Origin of the sequence: Plantactinospora sp. BB1, from assembly GCF_003030385.1 — a bacterium.
In the GTDB taxonomy this organism is placed as follows: domain Bacteria; phylum Actinomycetota; class Actinomycetes; order Mycobacteriales; family Micromonosporaceae; genus Plantactinospora.
This window is the reverse complement of sequence record NZ_CP028159.1, coordinates 4,563,748-4,582,657: the sequence shown is the minus strand read 5'-3', so window position 1 is coordinate 4,582,657 and position 18,910 is coordinate 4,563,748. Positions and strand designations below refer to the sequence as shown.

Sequence of the window (18,910 nt, the reverse complement as noted above, 5' to 3'; positions counted from 1 at the left end):
TCAGCCGTGCCCGGGTCGGATCGTCGCTTTCACCCGGCTGGCCCGGGACTCCAGGTAGCGCTGTTCGGCGAGGCTGGCGGTGGCCTTCGCGGCACGCCGGTAGTGCTGGTACGCCCCGGCCGTGTCGCCGATCCGCTCCAGCAGATGCGCCCGTACGGACAACAGCCGGTGATTCCCGGCCATCCGTCCGTCACCGTCGAGTGTGGAGAGCAGGGCCAGGCCGGCCGACGGGCCCTCGATCTCGGCGAGCGCGATCGCCCGGTTGAGGGTCACCATCGGATTCGGTGCGATCCGTTCCAGGATCAGATAGAGGGCGTGCACCTGCCGCCAGTTCGTCTCCTCGGCGGTGGTCGCGTCGTCGTGGGTGGCGGCGATGGCGGCCTGTAGCTGATAGGGGCCCAGCGCCGGGCCGGCCAGCGACGCCTTGACCAGCTCGGTGCCCTCCTCGACGAGTGCGCGGTCCCACTTCGTGCGGTCCTGCTCGTCCAGCGGCACCAGGTCACCGGCTGCGGTGGTCCGTGCTCTCCAGCGGGCGTGCGTCAGCAGCATCAGCGCGAGCAGCCCGGTCACCTCGTCGTCCCGGGGCAGCTGTGCGTGCACGAGTCTGGCCAGCCGGATCGCCTCGTGCGCGAGGTCGACGCGGTGCAGGTCGGCGCCCGAGGAGGCGGTGTACCCCTCGTTGAAGATCAGATAGAGCACCTGTAGGACGGCGCGTAACCGCTCCTCCCGCTCCGCACCCTCCGGCAGCCGGAACGAGCTGCCGGCGGCCCTGATGCGTTGCTTGGCCCGGCTGATCCTGGCCGCCATCGTGGCCTCCGGCACCAGGAAGGCGCGGGCGATCTCGGCGGTGGTGAGGCCGCCGACCGCCCGCAGCGTCAGGGCGATCTGTGATGCCGGGGTCAGCGTCGGATGGCAGCACAGGAAGAGCAGGACGAGCGTGTCATCGGTGTCCGGTACCTCCTCGGGCGCCAGTTCGACGGCGGCGGCCGACTCGCGCTCGCGGCGCGCGCGGTCGCTGCGCATCTCGTCGATGAGCCGCCGGGTCGCGACGGTCAGCAACCAGCCGCGCGGGTTGTCCGGAACTCCCTCGGCCGGCCACTGCACGGACGCGGCGAGGACGGCCTCCTGCACGGCGTCCTCACATCCTTCGAACTGGCCGTGCCGGCGCACCAACACGCCGAGGACCTGCGGCGTGAGTTCGCGCAGCAGGTCCTCGAACGCTCGTGCCGTCATGCCTCCAATTGTCCGTCGGCGAACATCACCTGCCGCACCTCGACCCCCAGGCCCTCGATCGCGCTGTCCGGAATCTGCGACGCCAGCTCGATCGCCCGCTCCCGGCTCTCGCAGTCGATCAGGTAGAAACCGCCCAGATACTCCTTGGACTCCACGAACGGTCCGTCGGTGACCACGGGCTGGCCGTTCCGGACCGCCACCACGGCCGCCTGGGAGGGGTCGACCAGCGCCAGCGTGTTGATCAACTCTCCGGACTCCTTCAGCGCCTCGATGAACCTGCCGTGGCCGTCGCCGATCGCCGCCGTCTCCTCGTCGGTCAGCGCGTCCAGCACGGCCGGGTTGATATGCAGGCTGATCAGGAACTTCATCTCGTACTCCTCGTGGTTCGCGAGCCCGCTCCGGGCCCTTGCGCCGGTTGGTCGGAGCCGCCGCCGTCGGCTTGACATCCCGGACCGACCTCCGGACGAGTTTTTCAGCGTCGCGCCGCCCCGACCGCGAGGTCGCCCCCTTCCGGCACCCCCGCCGCACAGGATCCGAGGAATCCGGTCCGGCGATGTCAAGAAGCTCCCGACGGCTCCGACCGGCTGGCAAAGGTCGAGAGAACAGGAAGTTTCGGATATGCGAGTCAACCGGGCGTGGTGGGGACTGACGATCCTGATGATGCCGACATTCCTCGTCGCGGTGGACCTGACGGCGCTGCTCCTCGCGCTGCCACGGCTGAGCGCCGACCTGGGCGCCACCAACATCCAACAGCTCTGGATCAGCGACAGTTACGGACTTCTGGTGGCGGGCCTGGTCATCACCATGGGTACTCTCGGTGACCGGATCGGTCGCCGACGGCTGCTCATGATCGGCGGAGCCGCCTTCGCGGTGCTGTCGGTCGTCGCCGCCTTCGCGGTCAGCCCGCTGATGCTGATCGTCGCGCGGGCACTGCTCGGCGTCGCCGGGGCGACCCTGGCCCCGTCCACCCTTGCCCTGATCATGAACATGTTCCGCGACGAGGGAGAGCGCGGCCGGGCCATCGCGATCTGGGCGTCCTGCCAGTTCACCGGGGGCGCGCTCGGTCCCGTACTCTCCGGGTTCCTGCTCCAGCACTTCTGGTGGGGCTCGGTCTTCCTGGCCGCCGTACCGGCGATGCTGCTGCTCCTGCTCGCCGGGCCGTTCCTGCTGCCGGAGTTCCGCGGCGACCGGGCCGGCCGGCTGGACCCGGTCAGCGTCGGGCTGTCGCTCGCGGCGGTGCTGCTGATGGTCTACGGCGTCAAGCAGTCGACCGTCGAGAGCGTACCGGTGGTGCCCCTGGTGGCCCTGGTCGTCGGCGGGCTCACCGGGTTCCTCTTCGTACGCCGGCAACTGCGACTGGAGGCGCCGCTGCTGGACCTGCGGCTGTTTCACCACCGACCCTTCACCGCGGTGATCGTCGCGCTGGTCTTCGCGGGCGTCGCGATGGCCGGTACCGGCCTGCTGGTGACCCAGTACCTCCAGAACGTGCTCGGCTTCTCGCCGGTCGCCTCGGCGCTGCTCTTCGCGCCGATGGGCCTCGGCGTGGCGGTCGGCACCATGGCCGCACCGGCGCTGGCCCGCCGGACAGGGCAGCGGGCCGCGATCGCCGGTGGGCTGGTGGGGTCGGCCCTGGGCAGCCTGCTGCTGGTCGGCGTGCCCGGTGCGGGCGCCCTGCCGACAGTGATGATCGGCATCACCGTACTGGCGCTGGGCACCGGTCCGCTGTTCGCGCTCGGCACCGGGCTGGTCGTCGGGTCCGTACCCCCGGAGCGCGCCGGTTCGGCGGCGTCGATGTCGGAGACCGGCAACTATCTCGGTGGATCGCTCGGCTTTGCCCTGCTGGGCGTGGTGGCCGCGGTGGTCTACGACAGCCGGATGGGCGGCACCTCCGACTCACTGGCCGGCGCGGTGGCCGCCAGTCAGCACCTGCCGAGCGGCCAGGGCGCGGAACTGCTGCACAACGCGCGGGAGGCGTTCACCGTCAGCCTGCACGTCACCGGCCTCATCAGCGCGATCATCTTCGCCGGGCTCGCCGTCCTGATCCTGGCGATGCGTCCGGGGACCCGGAGCACCCCGGCCACGGTGCCCGAGTACGAGACGACGCCCGCATAGCACCTCGCGGCAGCGCAGGGGCGGAGTTCGGCCAGACGGTTGGTCGGGAGAGGGGACGTAGATGACCTTGGCGGCCGGCGGCCGGCTCTTCGGGTCGGGGCGGTGCGCCGGGTGGGGACTGTGTGCGCAAAGGCGGCGTGGCGACTCTCCGAACATGGTACTAATTTCGACAGATTTGTCGGGAGAGACGGGGAGCGGTGTCGCAGGCTCGGTCGGGGTGGATCCTGCGCGGTCAGGAGACTCCCCGCCGGATCTCCTACCTGGAACTCCTCTTCGACCTGGGCCTCATCGTCGCACTCACCCGGCTCTCCGACCGCCTGACCGGCGCCCTCGGCTGGGACCACGTGCTGGAGACCCTGGTCCTGCTCGCCGCGATCTGGTGGGTCTGGACGGTCACCGCGTACACCACCGACTGGTACGACCCCGGCCTGCCGCTGGTGCAGTTGATCGTCATCGGTGTCCTCTTCGGCGGGCTACTGATGTCCCTCGCCGTCAGCAGCGCCTTCGAGGGACGCAACGGCGTCGCCTTCGCCGGGGCGTACGTGGGCCTGCACCTCTGCCGTGGGCTCATCCTGATCACCGCGCTGCGCGGCCACGCGCTGCGGATGCGGGCCATGCGGGTGCTCGTCTGGTTCTGCGTGACCGGCGTGCTGTGGCTGGTCGGCGCGTTCCTGCCCAGCACGTGGCGGTTGGTCTTCTGGGCGGTCGCGATCACGACGGACTTCGCGGTCGGCTTCTTCGGCTATCCGCTGCCCCGGTTCGGCCGGTCGGGTGTCGAGGAACTCCGGGTCGGCGGCGAGCACCTCTCGGAACGGTACCGGCAGATGTTCATCGTCACCCTGGGCGAGATCATCCTGGTCGGGGTGCGGCAGTACGGCGACCCGCCCTTCATTTCGCTGAAGACGGCGGGCGTGCTCCTGCTCTTCGTGATGACCGTGACGATGTGGCGGATCTACATCGTCTACGTCGCCGAACACTTCGCCACCGGAATCGACCGGGCCACCAACCCCGGCCGGATCGCGCTGGTCGCCGCCTATGCGCACCTGGTCATGGTGGCCGGCGTCGTGCTGGTCGCCGCCGGTGGTGACATCGTCGCCAAGGACCCCACCGGGAGCGCCGATCCCACCCAACTCTCCGTCGTGGTCGCCGGGCCGGTGGTCTTCCTCGCCGGCCGCACCGTCTACGCGCTGGTGGTCTTCCGGGCGATGCTCTGGCGGCTGCCGATCGGCGTCGTCGCCCTGGTGCTGGCGGCGGTGTTGACCCGAGACTTGCCACCACTCGCGATGAACGCCGTCATCGCCGCCGGAATGATGGTGATCGCCTTCGTTCCGCACTTCGGCCGGCCGGTGTACCGCACCCACTGGAACATCTGTACCCGTTGGTGAACGGCCGGCACGGCGCGCAGCGTCCCGCACGTCCACACCTCGGGCCATTTAGTGAGGACCATCCATATTGACGTGTGACGTTGGTCGGCGACAGGATCTCGACACCACCACCAGCGTGATCCTCTGGAGGCGCCATGACCCGTCCCCGCCTGCGGCTCCTGCGCACAGCCACCCGGCTGGCCGCACTCGCCGTAGCCACCGCCGGCGTACTGCTCACCGTCGCCACACCCGCCAGTGCCGCCGTACCCACCGGCCGCTACGTCGCGCTGGGTGACTCGTACACCGCCGGTCCGCTGATCCCGACCCAGGTCGACCTGAACTGCCTCCGGTCCAACCGCAACTATCCGTCGCTGGTGGCCGCCTCCGCCGGATCGTCGTCGTTCGCCGACGTGAGCTGCTCCGGCGCCACCACGGAGGACATCCTGCAGGCTGGCAGCGGCCAGTTGGGCATCACGGTGCCGCCGCAGCTCAGCGCGGTCACCGCGAACACGGCGCTGGTGACGGTACAGATCGGCGGCAACGACATCGGCTTCTCCGGCATCATCAGCGCCTGCGCGGAGGCGAGCCTCAGCAGTCCGCTCGGGTCGCCGTGCAAGAACCGGTACACCAGCGGAGGCACCGACCAGTTGCAGGCCCGGATCGCCGCTACCGCGCCGAAGGTGACCGCCGTGCTCCAGGCTGTCCGCCAGGCTGCGCCGAGCGCGCGGGTGGTGGTGCTCGGGTACCCGGCGATCGTGCCGGACAGCGGAAACGGCTGCTGGCCGGTGGTCCCGATCGCCTACCAGGACGTGCCGTACCTGCGCGGCATCGCCAAGTCGCTCAACGCGATGCTGGCCAACACCGCGACCGCGAACGGCGCCACCTACGCCGACGTCTACACCCCGTCGATCGGCCGTGACGCCTGCAAGAGCAGCGGTACCCGATGGGTCGAGGGTCTCGTGCCGCAGAACTCGGCCGCCCCCTTCCACCCGAACGCCCGTGGCGAGCAGGGCATGGCCACCGCCCTGCTCGCGACGCTGAACGGCTGACCACGCCCGCAATCGACGCACCGGCCGCCCCCCGGTGACACGCGCCGCCCGGCCGGCGTGGGTGGGTGGGCGGCCGGGTCGGCCCGGGTCGTCAGTACGGCAGTGCTGGCGACCCGAGCCGTGGGGTGGGGTGTAGGTGTCCGCTGTCGGCCGTGCCGCCGATCCGTCCGGTGGGCGCCACCGACCGTGGTGACCTGCCGTGTGTCGCCGTCATCCGTCCGGCTGCCGGTCCTCGTCCTCGTCACCGGGAGTGGCCAGGCCCTGCTCGCCGAGGAAGGCCCACCACCTGTCTTCGGCGCCGATCTCGGCGTACCCGGGGCCGAAGACGTAGTAGCCGAGGAACGAGTCGAGGTCCGGCGCGACGTCGAGGAACAGTTCGCGCATGAACCACTCGTCGGTGGTCTCCGCCGGGAGGTACCAGACCGCGCCGGAATCGCGCCTGATGAGCAGCGGCTCGTCACTGAGTGTGCCGAAGACCAGCCACTCGGCGGGTTCGTCGGCGACACCGGTGAACTCGGGCATCTGCGCGATGTAGTACTGGATGTCGTCCAGGTGCGCGACCGAGGGCAGGTCGAACGCGCCGGCCAGCAGTCCGTCGGCCGTCTCCAGCAGGTCCCGGACCGACCGCGGCAGCTCGGCGGGGATCTCGTCGGCCGGGGCGCCCTGGTTGATCTGGGCCCAGGCCAGCGTCGCGGGCCGGTCCGCCTCCAGGTCGGTGCGCAGCTCCGCGATCAGCTCCCGCAGCTCGGGATTCACTCCGCTACCTCGATTCGGGTCGGTGGCCAGCGGGCCGGCTCCTGAGTCGACGGCAGATCCGTGGTGGCGATCCCGGTTCGTTCTGCCGCCGTAGCGGCTCCAGACTATTGACCAACCGCCGCCACGACCGCGTCGGAGGCGCCGGCACGAGGTCGTACGCCACGGTGCGCCCGGCGGCCGGGGGGTGGCGGGCGTGGGGTCCGCGACAACCTCGATCTGCGGGCCTTGATCCGGAAAGTGCCTGCTCAGTGATTGTTTCGGGTGGACAGTTTATTGATGAACGACGATGGATATAGGCATACTGTTGAGGCAGATTTTCCAAGGATTGGAGCGCCATGGGACAGATGAATCGGATGTCGGCTCGCGTCGGCAGGAGCGGTGCGCGCCTCGGTGGACAGCTCGTCGTGCTGGTGGCACTGCTTGTCGCGACGACCGGTGTCGGCACCGCGTCGGCGGCGACGCTGGCCAGTGACGACTTCGAGGACGGCAACGCCGCAGGCTGGACGACCACCGGCGGAACCTGGATCGTCACCCGGGAAGAGTCGAGGGTCCTGCGCCAGTCCAGCTTCGCGGCCAACGCGCTGGCCCGGACCGGCCAGCCCGGGTGGCGGGACTACACCGTCGTGGCCGAGGTGCGGCCCGACTCGTTCAATGGAATGCCGGGCTTCGTGGGCGTCGTGGCCCGGGCGCAGTCCAGCACCACCTTCTACGCACTGGTGTTGCGCCCGAACAACACCGTCGCGTTGACCCGGACCGTCGAGGGCAGGTCGAGCACCCTCGCGTCCGCACCCATGACGGTCAGCACGGATCGCTCGTACACCCTGGCGCTGCGCACGGCCGGGCGAACCCTGACCGGGTCGGTCGGCGGAACCCGGCTCACCGCCTCCGACGGCTTCATCCTCACCGGGCCGGCCGGTCTGGTCACCACCTGGGCCACCGCCTCGTTCGACAACGTCTCGGTCGACACCGACACCGACACCCCGGCCCGCTAACCCTCCGGCCGTAGTCCGGCTGCCCGATCGCACGACCGGTGCGCTCGTACCCGGGTGATCGTCGAGCCGCCCCGCCCGTCAGTACGGTGCACCCGGCACGTTGAGTTGGACCTGGTAGAGGCCGAAGTTGCCCCACGTACCGGAGGTGATGAACAGCGTTCGGCCATCGGCGCCGCCGAAGGCGGCGTTGGTGGTGTTCCGGCCTGCGGAGATCGTGCCCAGCTTCTCGCCGGTGGGCGCGAAGACGTGGATCCGCCCGTCGGTGTGAGAGGCCCAGTAGAGGTTGCCGGCGCAGTCCACCGTCGCGCCGTCCGGCCCGGCGATGCTCGCGAACGTGCTGCGCCGACCGGTGCTGCCGTCCGGCAGCAGGTCGTACCGGACTATGGTGTTTCCGGCGTTGGCGCCGACGTAGAGCGTCGTCTCGTCCGGCGAGAGCACGACGCCGTTGGGTTGGGCCAGGGTGCCGTCGACGAGGAACACCTCGCCGTTGCTCACCCGGAAGACCCCGGTCATCCCGCTCAGCTCGTCCGGCCGGTTGCCGCGTTGGAAGTTCGGGTCGGTGACGTAGACGGTGCCGTCGGAGCGGATGGTGAGGTCGTTCGGAGAGTTGAACCGTCGCCCCTGGAAGCCGCTCGCCAGGGTGCTCCGGCTTCGGTCGGAGAGCTGGTAGGACGACACGCTGCGCTGGTCGTGGGTGGCGGCGAGGATCCCGGTGCCGTCTCCGGTCACGGCCAGCCCGTTGCTGCCGGAGTTCTCCAGGAAGACGTCGAACGTGTTCGGCGGGGTGAAGCGGCGGATCGTCGACGGCTGTACGTTCTCCGGACCCGTACCGCCGCGCATGTCGGAGAAGAGCAGTTGGCCCGCCCCGGCGACCCAGACCGGTCCCTCCAGGAAACTGAAGGCGCCGCCGATCCTGGTGGCGGCCATGGTGGTGGCGGGCAGCGGCGACGGGTAGGAGGCGCCCGGGGTGCAGGGGCCGGTGGTGCCGGTGCGGGCTCCGGCGCCCGCCGGGTCGTCGGTGAACGTGGTGGTGATGGTCAGGGCGGTCAGCAGCGCCAGGGCGCCGGCCAGGCCGGCCCGGGCAGATCGTCGGGGCATGGGTCGGTTCCAATCAGGGGTGGGACCTGCCGTCTCGTCAATCAACGCCTATCTATATTGTCGTCTATCTATACCACGCCGTCCGACCCGGCGACGGACCCGGTGAGATCGCGCAGCGCCACCTTCGAGAACTTGCCCGTCGCCGTCTTGGGAATCTCGTCGACGACGACGAAGCGATCGGGGATCCACCAGGAGGCGACCCGGCCGCGAAGGTACTCGCGGAGACCCGTCTCGTCGACGTCCACCCCACCCGCGAGTACGACGTACGCGCACGGCCGCTCTCCCCAGCGGTCGTCGACGACACCGATCACCGCCGCCTCCCGCACCGCCGGGTGCGCCATCAGCTCGTTCTCGAGGGTGACCGACGAGATCCACTCCCCGCCAGACTTGATCATGTCCTTGATGCGGTCGACGATACGTAGGTAGCCGAACTCGTCGAGCGTCGCGACGTCACCGGTGCGCAGCCAGCCGTCGTCGGTGAAGGACGACGTGCCCGGATCGGCACCGAAGTAGCTCGCCGCGACCGTCGGCCCGGCCACCTGGAGTTCGCCCGACGCGATGCCGTCCCGCGCGACGGGCCGACGCTCGGCGTCCACGATCCGGACGTCGACCAACGGCACCGTCGGCCCGGGCCGGCCGAGCACCCGTCGGCGTTCGTCGGCCGGCAGCGCGTCGTGCGCGGACGAGACCCGGCCGCACGCGACGAGCGGGCTCGTCTCGGTCATCCCCCAGGAACCTGTGATGGGTACGCCGATCGCCCGCTCCCACGCCTGGGACAGCGCGTCCGGCAGGGCGCTCCCGCCGCTGACCACCTTGCGCAGCGACGAGAGGTCGGCGGTACGCAGCAGCGGCTCCAGCCCGCGCCAGATCGCCGGTACGCCGGCAGCGAATGTCACCCGGTGCCGGGAGAGCTGCTGCATCAGCTCCGTCGGAGCCATCGCCGGACCCGGAAGCACGAGGTCGGCTCCGGCGAGCACCGCCGCGTAGGGCAGCCCCCAGGCGTTGACGTGGAACATCGGCACGACGGGCATGACGACGTCCCGCTCCGAGATGGCGAAGCTGTCGACGCCCAGCAGCAGCATCGCGTGCAGCACGAGGGAGCGGTGGCTGTAGAGCACGCCCCTCGGCCGCCCGGTCGTACCGGAGGTGTAGCAGAGGCTCGCGGCGTCGTCCTCGTCGACGCAGGGCAGCGGTGCCGGCTCGGGGCATCGGGCGAGTAGCGCCTCGTAGTCGACCACCCGCGGATCGGCGGGAACCGCCTCGTCGCCACCGTCGTCCATCACGACGATCCAGCGGACCGTCGCGATGGAGCGGACGGCGTCCCAGACCGTGCCGAGCAGCGACCGGTCGACGAAGACGACATCGTCGGCCGCGTCGGACATGATGTGTACCAGGTCGCGGGCGAAGAGCCGGTGGTTGATCGTGTGGAGGACGCGGCCGGCCGACGGGACACCCAGATACAGCTCGACGTGGCGCTGGCTGTTCCAGCCGAAGGTGCCGACCCGGGCCGAGTTCGGGACCTCCAGGACGTCGAGCACGGCGGAGAGTCGCCGCGCACGGTCGATCACCTCGCCCCAGGTCGAGATCGTCTCGCCCGACGCGGTCGCCGTGACGACCCGCTTGTGCCGGAAACCCAGATCCGCCCGGCGCATCAACAGGCCGACGTCGAGCGACCTGTCCTGCATCAGTCCGTGCACGGTTCCTCCGTTTCTGCGAGGGTGCTCCTGCCGCTGTCCGGCCCGGGCCGTCCTCACCGGACGGTCGTCGACCCGAGCCGGACGTGCCGATCGTCGGCGTCCAGCACCAGGCTCGCCGGCCACTGGTCCCAGTGGCGACCGAGTCCCCGGTGCTGCGGTGATCCGTGGTGGACGAAGTTCCGGACGCTGGCGATCATCAGGTCCGACAGCCGCAGCCGGCCGGGCCGGTTCTGCTGGCTGAAGGCGTACGAGAACACGTTGCGGCCGAAGTTGCCGAAGACGAAGGGCAGGTCGATCGCGTGCACGGCGCCGTACACCTGGTCGAACGGCGCGGGCTGCTGGTTCCAGTCGAACCGGTAGTGATACAGCGACCGGTTCCCGCCGCGAGCCAGCGCATCGAGTGAATCCCGGTTGATGCCGGTGAAGACGGCCTCGGTGAGTGCCGCGGCAGCGTCGTTCCAGCCTCCGGGCTTCTCCACCGGCAGGTACTCGTCCCTGAGCAGGTCGGAGGTGGTCAGCTCGCCGGGGTCGTCCGGGTCGAACAGGTACTGCATCGTGAACCGGTCGTAGTCGCTCGGCCTGTGTGCGCCGATGGTGCTGCCGAAGAGCTTCCCTTCCTCAAGGGTGTTCCCGGCCAGTACGGGCACGTCCCGACCGACCCCGGACCCGAGTACGGCGTACGGGTCCGCGGGGATCACGGTGCCGTCGGCGATGACCGCCGGTGTCGCGTCGAGCTGGTGCCTGACGAGCACCCGGACCAGTTCGTCGGCGGGAAGCGAACGGAGCAGTTCCATGCCGCTGCTGCCCGAGGAGGGGTGGTCGCTCTTCGCGGCCTGCATCACCCGGTCGGCGTAGGCCCGCGCGCTGGCCACGCTCCGGGTGCTCAGGCCGCCGCTGAGCGGGATGGCCTTGTCCACCATGCCGCGGGCCAGTGGGGAGACGAGCAGGGACCAGACGTTCACCGCACCCGCGGACTGGCCCATCACGCTGATGTTGCGGGGGTCGCCACCGAACCGCCGCGCGTTCTGGTCGACGAAGCGGAGCGCCTTGACGAGGTCGAGGGTGCCGAAGTTGCCGGAGGCCGACAGCGGGTCGTCGTGGCCCGCGCCTTCGGCGTTCAGCCAGCCGAAGATGCCCACCCGGTAGTTGACGGTGACGACCACGGCCTGGGCGCGCCTGGCCAGCTCGCGCCCGTCGTACATCGGATCCGCCGAGTAGCCGACGACGTTGCTTCCGCCGTGGATGAAGAACACGACGGGCAGGTCGCGCGCTGACGTGGACGGCCGGAAGACGTTCAGCGTCAGGCAGTCCTCCTCGCCGACGGGCTGTTGCAGGCCGTCCCGGACCGCCAGGTCGTAGCGCGGCCCGTTCGGGGACGGGCTGAAGAAGCGTCCCGGCTGGGTGCATCCCGGCCCGTACTCCTGGGTGCGCCGGACGTCCGCCCAGGACCGGTGGGTCTTCGGCGGTTGCCACCGGAGCCTGCCCACCGGCGGCTCGGCGTAGGGGATTCCGAGCCACGAGTACGTCCCGCTCGACCGGCCCTCGTCCAGTCCGACGATCGGGCCCAGCGTCGTTCGGACCTGGGTCGGGTTCGCTCCAGGGTGGACAGCGTGCGCGGACGCACCGGTGGGTGGCGTGGCGGCCAGCACGGCGGTCGCAAGGACGACGCCGAGGATCGGCCGGAGTAGAGACGACGTGGTGCGACGACGCCCGGCCGGTTCGCGGACGATGGCGGCCCCGGACGGCATAGCAGGCATTGGCACTGCCTCCTTGGTGTCAGCCTGGCACGCGGTGTCGCTATCCCGCGTCTACATTGCCACCGCGTGCCATCACTGTTGCACGCGTCACTTATCCGGGGCAAGAGCCGGCCGGCTGCCGGACGTTTACGCTGCCGACCCTTGCGGGCCCCTGTGACCCATGGCACAGTGTTGGCACTCAGTGCCGCCTAGGGGCGGCGTTGGCGGCACAGCGTGCTTAGGCAGGAGGTTCCGCGATGAGCCAGGTGCGGCGAGTTCGGGGAAGACTGAGGCGATTCCATGCCGGACTGATCCTCGGCACCGTGTTGGCGAGCGCGACGGCGGTCCTCGGGACCGCGCCCGCCACCGCCACGGTGGGCGCGGCACCGAGCTGCGCCGAGTTGGCGGGAAGGGAGATCCCGGCGTCGGCAATCACGTTGCCGACCAGGGGTGGCCGGGTCGGGTCGGCATCCCTGGTTACCCAGACCGTGAGTGGCAAGACCATCGAGTACTGCACCGTCGGTGCGGCGCTCTTCCCGATCGACCCCTCCGCGCCGGACATCAGGCTGCAGATCGCGATGCCGGTCGAGTGGAACCGCAACGCGATGATGTTCGGCGGCGGCGGATACAACGGAACGATTCCCGCCGTCACCCAGAACGTGCCGTTCGGGCGTGCCGATCAACCGACGCCGCTGGCCCGTGGGTACGTGACGTTCGGGAGCGACTCCGGCCACCAGGCGGGGCCGGCAGGGTCCCTGGACGGGTCCTTCGGGATGAACGACGAGGCACTTCGCAACTTCGCCGCCGGTGACGCGCTCAAGAAGACCCGCGATGCCGCGCTCTACCTCATCCGTCGTGGCTACGGTGTCGGACCCGGTCGGACGTACTTCGCGGGCGGCTCGACGGGCGGACGGGAGGCTCTCGTCGTCGCGCAGCGCTGGCCGGACGCCTTCGACGGCGTCATCTCCGCCTACCCCGCCTGGAACAACACCGCCGAGATCCTGCACCTCGGCCACCTCGTGCAGGTGATGTCCCGCCCCGGCGCATTCCCCGGGCACGAGAAGCAGACCCTCCTCTACGACAGCGTCATGGCGGCGTGCGACGGACGGGACGGCCTCGCGGACAGGATCATCTCGAACGCCGACGGCTGTGAACTCGACCCCCGCGTGCTCCGCTGCCCCAAGGGTGCCGATACCGCCCCGACCTGTCTCTCCGATCCGCAGATCGCCTCGGTGATCGCCGCGGCCGAGCCGTTCCGCTGGCCGTACCGGATCGCCAGCGGCGAGCGGTACTATCCCGGCTTCCCGCTGCTCTCGGGCGCCGACATGAGAACCCCGGTCCTCGGCTTCGGCACCTCCGCGCCCGCCAACCCGATGCCGACGACCAGCGGATACGGGGCGCAGTACTGGGACCAGTGGGTGAAGTACTTCCTGACCAGGGATGCCGGCCACGACCCCCTGGCTGTCGACCCTCGGCGACCCGGAAAGTGGCTTCCCCGGATCAGTCACCTCTCCACCATCCAGGACCGCAACGACTCGGACCTGCGTCCCTTCGCGCGTTCCGGCGGAAAACTGCTGCTCCTGCACGGTGCTGCCGACGAGCTGGTGTCGCACCGCTCGACGAACGACTACTACCGGCGGGTGCTCGGCACGGTGGGCACCCGGCAGACCCGGGAGTTCATGCGGTACTACCTGGTGCCAGGGGCGAACCACGCCAACGTCGGCGCGCCCGCGTTCGCCGCCAACTGGGACTCGCTCTCCGCCCTGGAGCGCTGGGTCGAGGCAGGACGGCCGCCGGTCAGGCCGGTGGCCACCGACGCCAGGAGTGGCAGGACCCGCCCGCTCTGCGAGTACCCGCGCTGGCCGAAGTACCGCTCGGGTGATCCCGACAGCGCCGAGAGCTTCGTGTGTGCGCGCTGACGTCACCTCGGTGCCGTCAGCCTGCCGGGGCGCAGCGACCAACCGCGGCACAGCGCCGCCCGAACCGTGTGACCGAGAAGGGACTGAGATGCCTCGACCGCCAGCGCAGCTCCCCGCCGGAGGGAGGGAAGCCGGGTGACGACGAGCGATCGGATGGCGCTGCGCACCCGGTCCCTGACGAAGGTGTTCCGCGGCTTCCGGGCGGTGGACTCGGTGGACCTCGAGGTTCGCGAGGGCAGTGTGCACGCGCTGGTGGGCCCGAACGGTGCCGGCAAGACCACGCTGTTCAACCTGCTGACCGGATTCGTCTCCCCGACGTCCGGCGCGATCACGGTCTTCGACGAGGACGTCACCGGCCAGCAGCCCGAGCAGGTCGCCCGCCGTGGCGTGGCCAGGTCGTTCCAGATCACCAGCCTCTTCGAGACACTGACGAGCCGGCAGCACGTGGAGCTGGCTCTCCAGGGGCTCACCAGCCAGGGATTCCGGTTCTGGCGGTCGGAGAAGCTGCTCGGCAGGAACCGCGCCCGGGTGGACGAGCTGCTCGCGCAGGTGGGGCTGATGCCGCTGGCGGAGAAGCCGGTCGGGCTGCTCGCCTACGGGCAGAAGCGCGCGCTGGAACTGGCGCTGGTGCTGGCGCTGGATCCACGGGTGATGCTCCTCGACGAGCCGACAGCCGGGATGGGGATCGAGGACGTCGACCGGACCATCGAGCTGGTCCGCCGCCTCGCGGCCGGTCGCACGGTGGTGTTCGTGGACCACAACATGCACGTGGTCGGCAGCCTGGCAGACCGGGTGACGGTGTTGCAGCAGGGCCGAATCCTGGCCGAGGGCGGCTACGACGAGGTCCGCAACGACGAACGGGTGATCACCGCGTACCTGGGCGAGGCCGACCATGCTTGAGGTGAACGGCCTGATGGCGTGGTACGGCGAGGCGCAGGCCCTGCACGGGGTGAGCGTACGTGTCGGAGAGGGCGAGGTCGTCACCCTGGTCGGGCGCAACGGCGCCGGAAAGACCACCCTGGTGCGGTGCCTGATCGGCCTGCACCGGCAGGTCGGCGGCAGCGTCTCCTTCCTCGGCCGCGACGTCACCCGCACGCCGGCCCACCAGCGGGCCCGCGCCGGGATGGGCTGGGTCCAGGACGACCGCGGCATCTACGCGAGCCTCAGCGTGGAGGAGAACCTGCTGCTTCCGCCCAGGGTCTCCGACCGGGCGTGGACGCTGGAGCGGGTCTACGAGACGTTCCCGGAACTCGCCGACCGCCGCAGGGCGCCGGGCACCACACTGTCGGGCGGGGAGCAGCAGATGCTGGCCATCGCCCGGGCGCTCCGGACCGGTGCCCGGCTGATGCTGATGGACGAGCCCTCCGAGGGCCTGGCCCCGGTGGTCGTGGCCCGGATCGGGACGATCATCCGCCAGATCAAGGCCACCGGCGCCGGTGTGCTGCTCATCGAGCAGAACGTCAAGTTCGCCGCCACCGTGGCCGACCGGCACTACCTGCTCAGCCAGGGCCGCGTCGTCGAGACCCTCGACAACTCCGAATTCCGGCGGCGCGAGGGCGAACTCCTCACCCATCTCGGCATCTGACCGGTCGACGAGACGACGCGACACATCCGATACGACACGAGGAGGACCACCATGAGAAGCAAGCGGATTGGGGCCGGTGCCGCGGCGGTGACAGGGGTACTGCTCCTCGGCGCCTGCGGTGCCGGCGGCCCCGGGGGGTCGGACGGCGATTTCACCGACGGCAAGCTGGTGCTCGCGGTACTCAACGACCAGTCCGGCATCTACAAGGACGCGTCGGGGCCGAACAGCGTCAAGGCGGTCAGGATGGCGGTGGCCGACTACCAGAAGAAGTACGGCGACAGGGCGGTCGTCGACGAGATCGAGGTGACCTCGACCGACCACCAGAACAAGCCGGACATCGCCAACACCAAGGCCAAGGAGCTGTACGAGCGCGGGGGAGCGGACGTCATCCTCGACGTGCCGACCTCGTCGGCGGCGCTGGCCGTCGCCAACCAGGCGAAGAGCCACAAGAAGCTGTTCCTCGACGTCAGCGCGGCGACCACGGAACTGACCGGCGGGCAGTGCAACAAGTACACCTTCCAGTGGGCCTACAACACCTACATGCTCGCCAACGGCACCGGCACGACCGTCACCGAGAACGGCGGCAAGAACTGGCACATCATCTACCCGGACTACCAGTTCGGCCAGGACATGACCAAGTCCTTCACCGAGGCGATCAAGCGGGCCGGCGGCACCGTGCAGGGCACCATCCCGACGCCGTTCCCGAACGACAACTTCGCGACCTTCCTCACCAAGGCCGGCAGCACCAACCCCGACGTGATCGGCACGATGCAGGCCGGCGGTGACCTGATCAACGTGGTCAAGCAGTTCAACGAGTCGGGGCTGCGGGAGAGGGGCATCGACCTGGCCGTCGGGCTGATGCTGATCACCGACATCCACTCGCTCGGCGTCGACCAGTTCGCCGGCACGATGTTCACCGACGCCTGGTACTGGAACATGGACGCCGAGTCGCGCGCCTGGGCGGACCGGTTCCGCGACGAGACCGGGACCCGGCCGACCTTCGAACACGCCGGCAACTATTCCGCGGCGCTGCAGTATCTGGAGGCGGTCCAGGAGGCCGGCACCGACGACGCCGACGCGGTCGTCGGCAAGCTCGAGGGCAGACGAGTCAACGACGTGTTCCTGCGCAACGGCGAAATCCGCGCCAAGGACCACCTGGTCACCCACGATGCCTACCTGGCCCGGGTCAAGAAGCCGTCGGAGGTGAAGGAGGACTGGGACTACGAGGAGATCGTCACCACGATCCCGGCGGCGAAGGCATTCCCTCCGGCCGAGGCGTCCAACTGCTCGCTCTGAGCGGTGGTCGGAGTCCGTCATCCGCAGACACCCGTCGGCGCCCAGCGTGAGCCCCGGGAAAGGAACCCATGAACGCAGTGCTGCAGTACGCCGTACAGGGCCTGGCGGCCGGCAGCTTCTACGCGCTGGCCGCGCTGGGACTGGCGATCATCTTCGGCGTCCTGGGCGTGGTGAACTTCGCCCACGGCGCGTTCTACATGCTCGGCGCGGTCGCCGCGGCCGTGCTGCTCGACACCCTCGGGCTCACGCTGTGGTGGGCGCTGCTGGCGGTACCGCTGCTGATGTTCGGCTTCGGCGTCGTGGTGGAGCGGCTGCTCGTGCAGTGGCTGCTCCGGCTCGACCCGCTCTACAACTTCCTGCTCACCTTCGGTCTCACGCTGGTCCTGGTGGAGGCCGTCAAGCAGCGGTACGGCGTCTCCGGACTGCCGTACAAGCCTCCGGACGTACTGTCCGGACGCGTCGAGCTGGCCGGCGTCGTGCTGCCGCGCTACCAACTGTTCGTCTTCCTGTTCTCCGTGGCGATCTGTGTGCTCGTCTGGCTGCTGATGACGCGGACCAGGGTCGGCATGATCGTCCGGGCGGCGACCGAGAAGCCAGAGCTGGCCCGTGCCCTGGGCATCAACGTCGGCCGCTGGGTGACGCCGGTCTTCGGCTTCGGGGTCGCGCTCGCCGGGCTGGCCGGCGTGCTCGCCGCACCGTTCCGGGCGATCACTGCCGACATGGGCAACAACTTCGCGATCATCCTGTTCGCGGTCGTGGTGATCGGGGGCCTCGGTTCGATCGTCGGCGCCGTGGTCGCGGGTTTCATGGTGGGCCTGGTGGAGGCGTTCGGGCAGGCGTACGCCCCCACGTTCGCGCAGATCCTGATCTTCGTCCTGATGGCGGTGATCATCCTGGTCCGCCCCGCCGGGCTGTTCGGACGCAAGGAGGCGACGGCATGACCCGGTCCGTGGTAACCGAGGCCCCGGTCACCGAGCCGCAGTCCGCCACCTCGGCGGGCAGCCCGAGACTGCGCTGGGTTCTGCTCGCCGTCGGCCTGGTGGCGGCGCTGGCGCTGCCGTGGTTCGTCTATCCGCCGGTGGCGATGGACATCGTCGCGATGGCGCTGTTCGCGATCGCCCTGGACATCCTGCTCGGCTACACCGGCCTGCTCTCCTTCGGACACGCGGCCTTCTGGGGCAGTTCGGCGTACGTGACCGGCCTGATCGCGACGCACCACGGCGTACCGTTCCCGGTGGCCGTCGTCGGCGGCGCGCTGTTCGCGATGATTCTCGCCCTCCCCGCCGGATATCTGTCGGTGCGCCGCTCCGGGATCTACTTCGCGATGGTGACCCTCGCCTTCGCCCAGATGGTCTACTTCATCGGGTACCAGTGGAGCGGCCTGACCGGCGGCGAGAACGGACTGCAGGGCGTACCCCGGAATTTCTTCGGGATCGAGCTGGTGGAGACCGATTCGTTCTACTTCTACTACGCGGCCCTGCCGATCCTCCTGCTCGGCATGTGGGTGGCCTGGCGGATCGTGCACTCGCCGTTCGGCCGGGTCCTGGTGTCGATCCGCGACAACACCCAACGGGCCCGGGCGCTCGGTTACGAGGTGGAGAAATACAAGGTCATCGCCTTCGTGCTCTCCGCCGGACTGACCGGGCTGGCCGGCGGTGTCTTCGCCATCAACCACGGTTTCGTCGCGCTGACCGAACTGCACTGGAGCACCTCCGGCGAGGTCGTGCTGATGACGGTGCTCGGCGGCATCGGCACGCTGTGGGGAGGAATCCTCGGCGCGTTCCTCTCCGTGATGCTCGCCGACTATCTCGCCTCGTCCGGCTTCGACGGTATCGATCTGGTCACCGGCTCGGTCTTCGTCCTCGTGGTGCTGCTGTTCCGGCGTGGGCTCTGGGGTACCGTTCGGTATCAATGGCTGGCCTGGCAGCGGCGCCGTACGTCGTCGCGCCGCACCTCGGCCGGTGCCGACCCGGCGGAGCGCGGGCCGTGAGCCGCTGCGGACGTCCCGCAGGGGTCACAGAGTTCGGCAAACCTCACGATGCGCGGGAACTGCACTTCGCGCAAGAGCAGATC

General features: G+C 69.8%; 16 protein-coding genes. 10 read left to right on the top strand and 6 right to left on the bottom strand.

From position 1 onward, the window contains the following. Positions 1 to 1,233: an RNA polymerase sigma factor gene (locus tag C6W10_RS20025; RefSeq protein WP_107259501.1), complete on the bottom strand. Its 1,233-nt coding sequence runs from the start codon at positions 1,231 to 1,233 to the stop codon at positions 1 to 3. Further along, positions 1,230 to 1,601, bottom strand: a complete 372-nt coding sequence (locus C6W10_RS20020) for a YciI family protein (protein WP_107259499.1) — start codon at positions 1,599 to 1,601, stop codon at positions 1,230 to 1,232. Before C6W10_RS20020 ends, C6W10_RS20025 begins: the two co-directional genes overlap by 4 nt. 250 nt (positions 1,602 to 1,851) lie before the next feature. Between C6W10_RS20020 and C6W10_RS20015 the strand changes: the two genes are divergently transcribed. The 3 genes from C6W10_RS20015 (at position 1,852) to C6W10_RS20005 (ending at position 5,758) form a co-directional block, all read left to right on the top strand. Further along, the gene (locus tag C6W10_RS20015) at positions 1,852 to 3,345 is read left to right on the top strand and encodes an MFS transporter (RefSeq protein WP_107259497.1); all 1,494 of its coding nucleotides are present in this window, start codon (positions 1,852 to 1,854) and stop codon (positions 3,343 to 3,345) included. A 197-nt stretch (positions 3,346 to 3,542) separates the two neighbouring features. Continuing rightward, positions 3,543 to 4,730 (top strand): low temperature requirement protein A, encoded by a 1,188-nt coding sequence (locus C6W10_RS20010; protein WP_159104672.1) that lies wholly within the window; start codon positions 3,543 to 3,545, stop codon positions 4,728 to 4,730. 134 nt (positions 4,731 to 4,864) lie between these two features. Next, entirely contained in the window at positions 4,865 to 5,758 is an 894-nt protein-coding gene (locus C6W10_RS20005) for an SGNH/GDSL hydrolase family protein (protein WP_107259493.1), read from the top strand. A 210-nt stretch (positions 5,759 to 5,968) separates the two neighbouring features. Here C6W10_RS20005 and C6W10_RS20000 read toward each other — a convergent pair whose 3' ends face one another. Further along, entirely contained in the window at positions 5,969 to 6,514 is a 546-nt protein-coding gene (locus C6W10_RS20000; RefSeq protein WP_107259491.1) for an SUKH-4 family immunity protein, read from the bottom strand. A 335-nt stretch (positions 6,515 to 6,849) separates the two neighbouring features. Here C6W10_RS20000 and C6W10_RS19995 point away from each other — a divergent pair, with 335 nt between their 5' ends. Further along, positions 6,850 to 7,506, top strand: coding sequence for a hypothetical protein (locus tag C6W10_RS19995; RefSeq protein ID WP_159104671.1), 657 nt, complete (start codon positions 6,850 to 6,852; stop codon positions 7,504 to 7,506). Between the two features lie 78 nt (positions 7,507 to 7,584). On the opposite strand, the gene C6W10_RS19990 is transcribed toward C6W10_RS19995, so the two are convergent. From C6W10_RS19990 to C6W10_RS19980, 3 genes are all read right to left on the bottom strand, one after another. After that, on the bottom strand, positions 7,585 to 8,604 hold the full coding sequence (locus tag C6W10_RS19990; RefSeq protein ID WP_107259487.1) for an SMP-30/gluconolactonase/LRE family protein: 1,020 nt from the start codon (positions 8,602 to 8,604) through the stop codon (positions 7,585 to 7,587). Positions 8,605 to 8,672: 68 nt separating this feature from the next. Continuing rightward, the gene (locus tag C6W10_RS19985; protein ID WP_107259485.1) at positions 8,673 to 10,301 is read right to left on the bottom strand and encodes a long-chain fatty acid--CoA ligase; all 1,629 of its coding nucleotides are present in this window, start codon (positions 10,299 to 10,301) and stop codon (positions 8,673 to 8,675) included. Positions 10,302 to 10,354: 53 nt separating this feature from the next. After that, entirely contained in the window at positions 10,355 to 12,058 is a 1,704-nt protein-coding gene (locus C6W10_RS19980) for a carboxylesterase/lipase family protein (protein ID WP_234361345.1), read from the bottom strand. A 467-nt stretch (positions 12,059 to 12,525) separates the two neighbouring features. Here C6W10_RS19980 and C6W10_RS19975 point away from each other — a divergent pair, with 467 nt between their 5' ends. The 6 genes from C6W10_RS19975 (at position 12,526) to C6W10_RS19950 (ending at position 18,827) form a co-directional block, all read left to right on the top strand. Further along, positions 12,526 to 13,956 carry a tannase/feruloyl esterase family alpha/beta hydrolase gene (locus C6W10_RS19975; RefSeq protein ID WP_199853696.1) on the top strand — a complete coding sequence of 477 codons (1,431 nt, stop codon included), beginning with the start codon at positions 12,526 to 12,528 and terminating at the stop codon, positions 13,954 to 13,956. Positions 13,957 to 14,109: 153 nt separating this feature from the next. Next, positions 14,110 to 14,856, top strand: coding sequence for an ABC transporter ATP-binding protein (locus C6W10_RS19970; protein WP_107259479.1), 747 nt, complete (start codon positions 14,110 to 14,112; stop codon positions 14,854 to 14,856). Next, positions 14,849 to 15,541, top strand: a complete 693-nt coding sequence (locus C6W10_RS19965; RefSeq protein ID WP_107259477.1) for an ABC transporter ATP-binding protein — start codon at positions 14,849 to 14,851, stop codon at positions 15,539 to 15,541. Before C6W10_RS19970 ends, C6W10_RS19965 begins: the two co-directional genes overlap by 8 nt. 51 nt (positions 15,542 to 15,592) lie before the next feature. Continuing rightward, complete coding sequence (locus C6W10_RS19960) at positions 15,593 to 16,837, top strand: ABC transporter substrate-binding protein (protein WP_107259476.1); 1,245 nt, start codon at positions 15,593 to 15,595, stop codon at positions 16,835 to 16,837. A gap of 68 nt (positions 16,838 to 16,905) precedes the next feature. Next, positions 16,906 to 17,778, top strand: coding sequence for a branched-chain amino acid ABC transporter permease (locus tag C6W10_RS19955; RefSeq protein WP_107259474.1), 873 nt, complete (start codon positions 16,906 to 16,908; stop codon positions 17,776 to 17,778). Continuing rightward, entirely contained in the window at positions 17,775 to 18,827 is a 1,053-nt protein-coding gene (locus C6W10_RS19950) for a branched-chain amino acid ABC transporter permease (RefSeq protein ID WP_107259472.1), read from the top strand. Before C6W10_RS19955 ends, C6W10_RS19950 begins: the two co-directional genes overlap by 4 nt. Positions 18,828 to 18,910 lie beyond the last annotated feature (83 nt).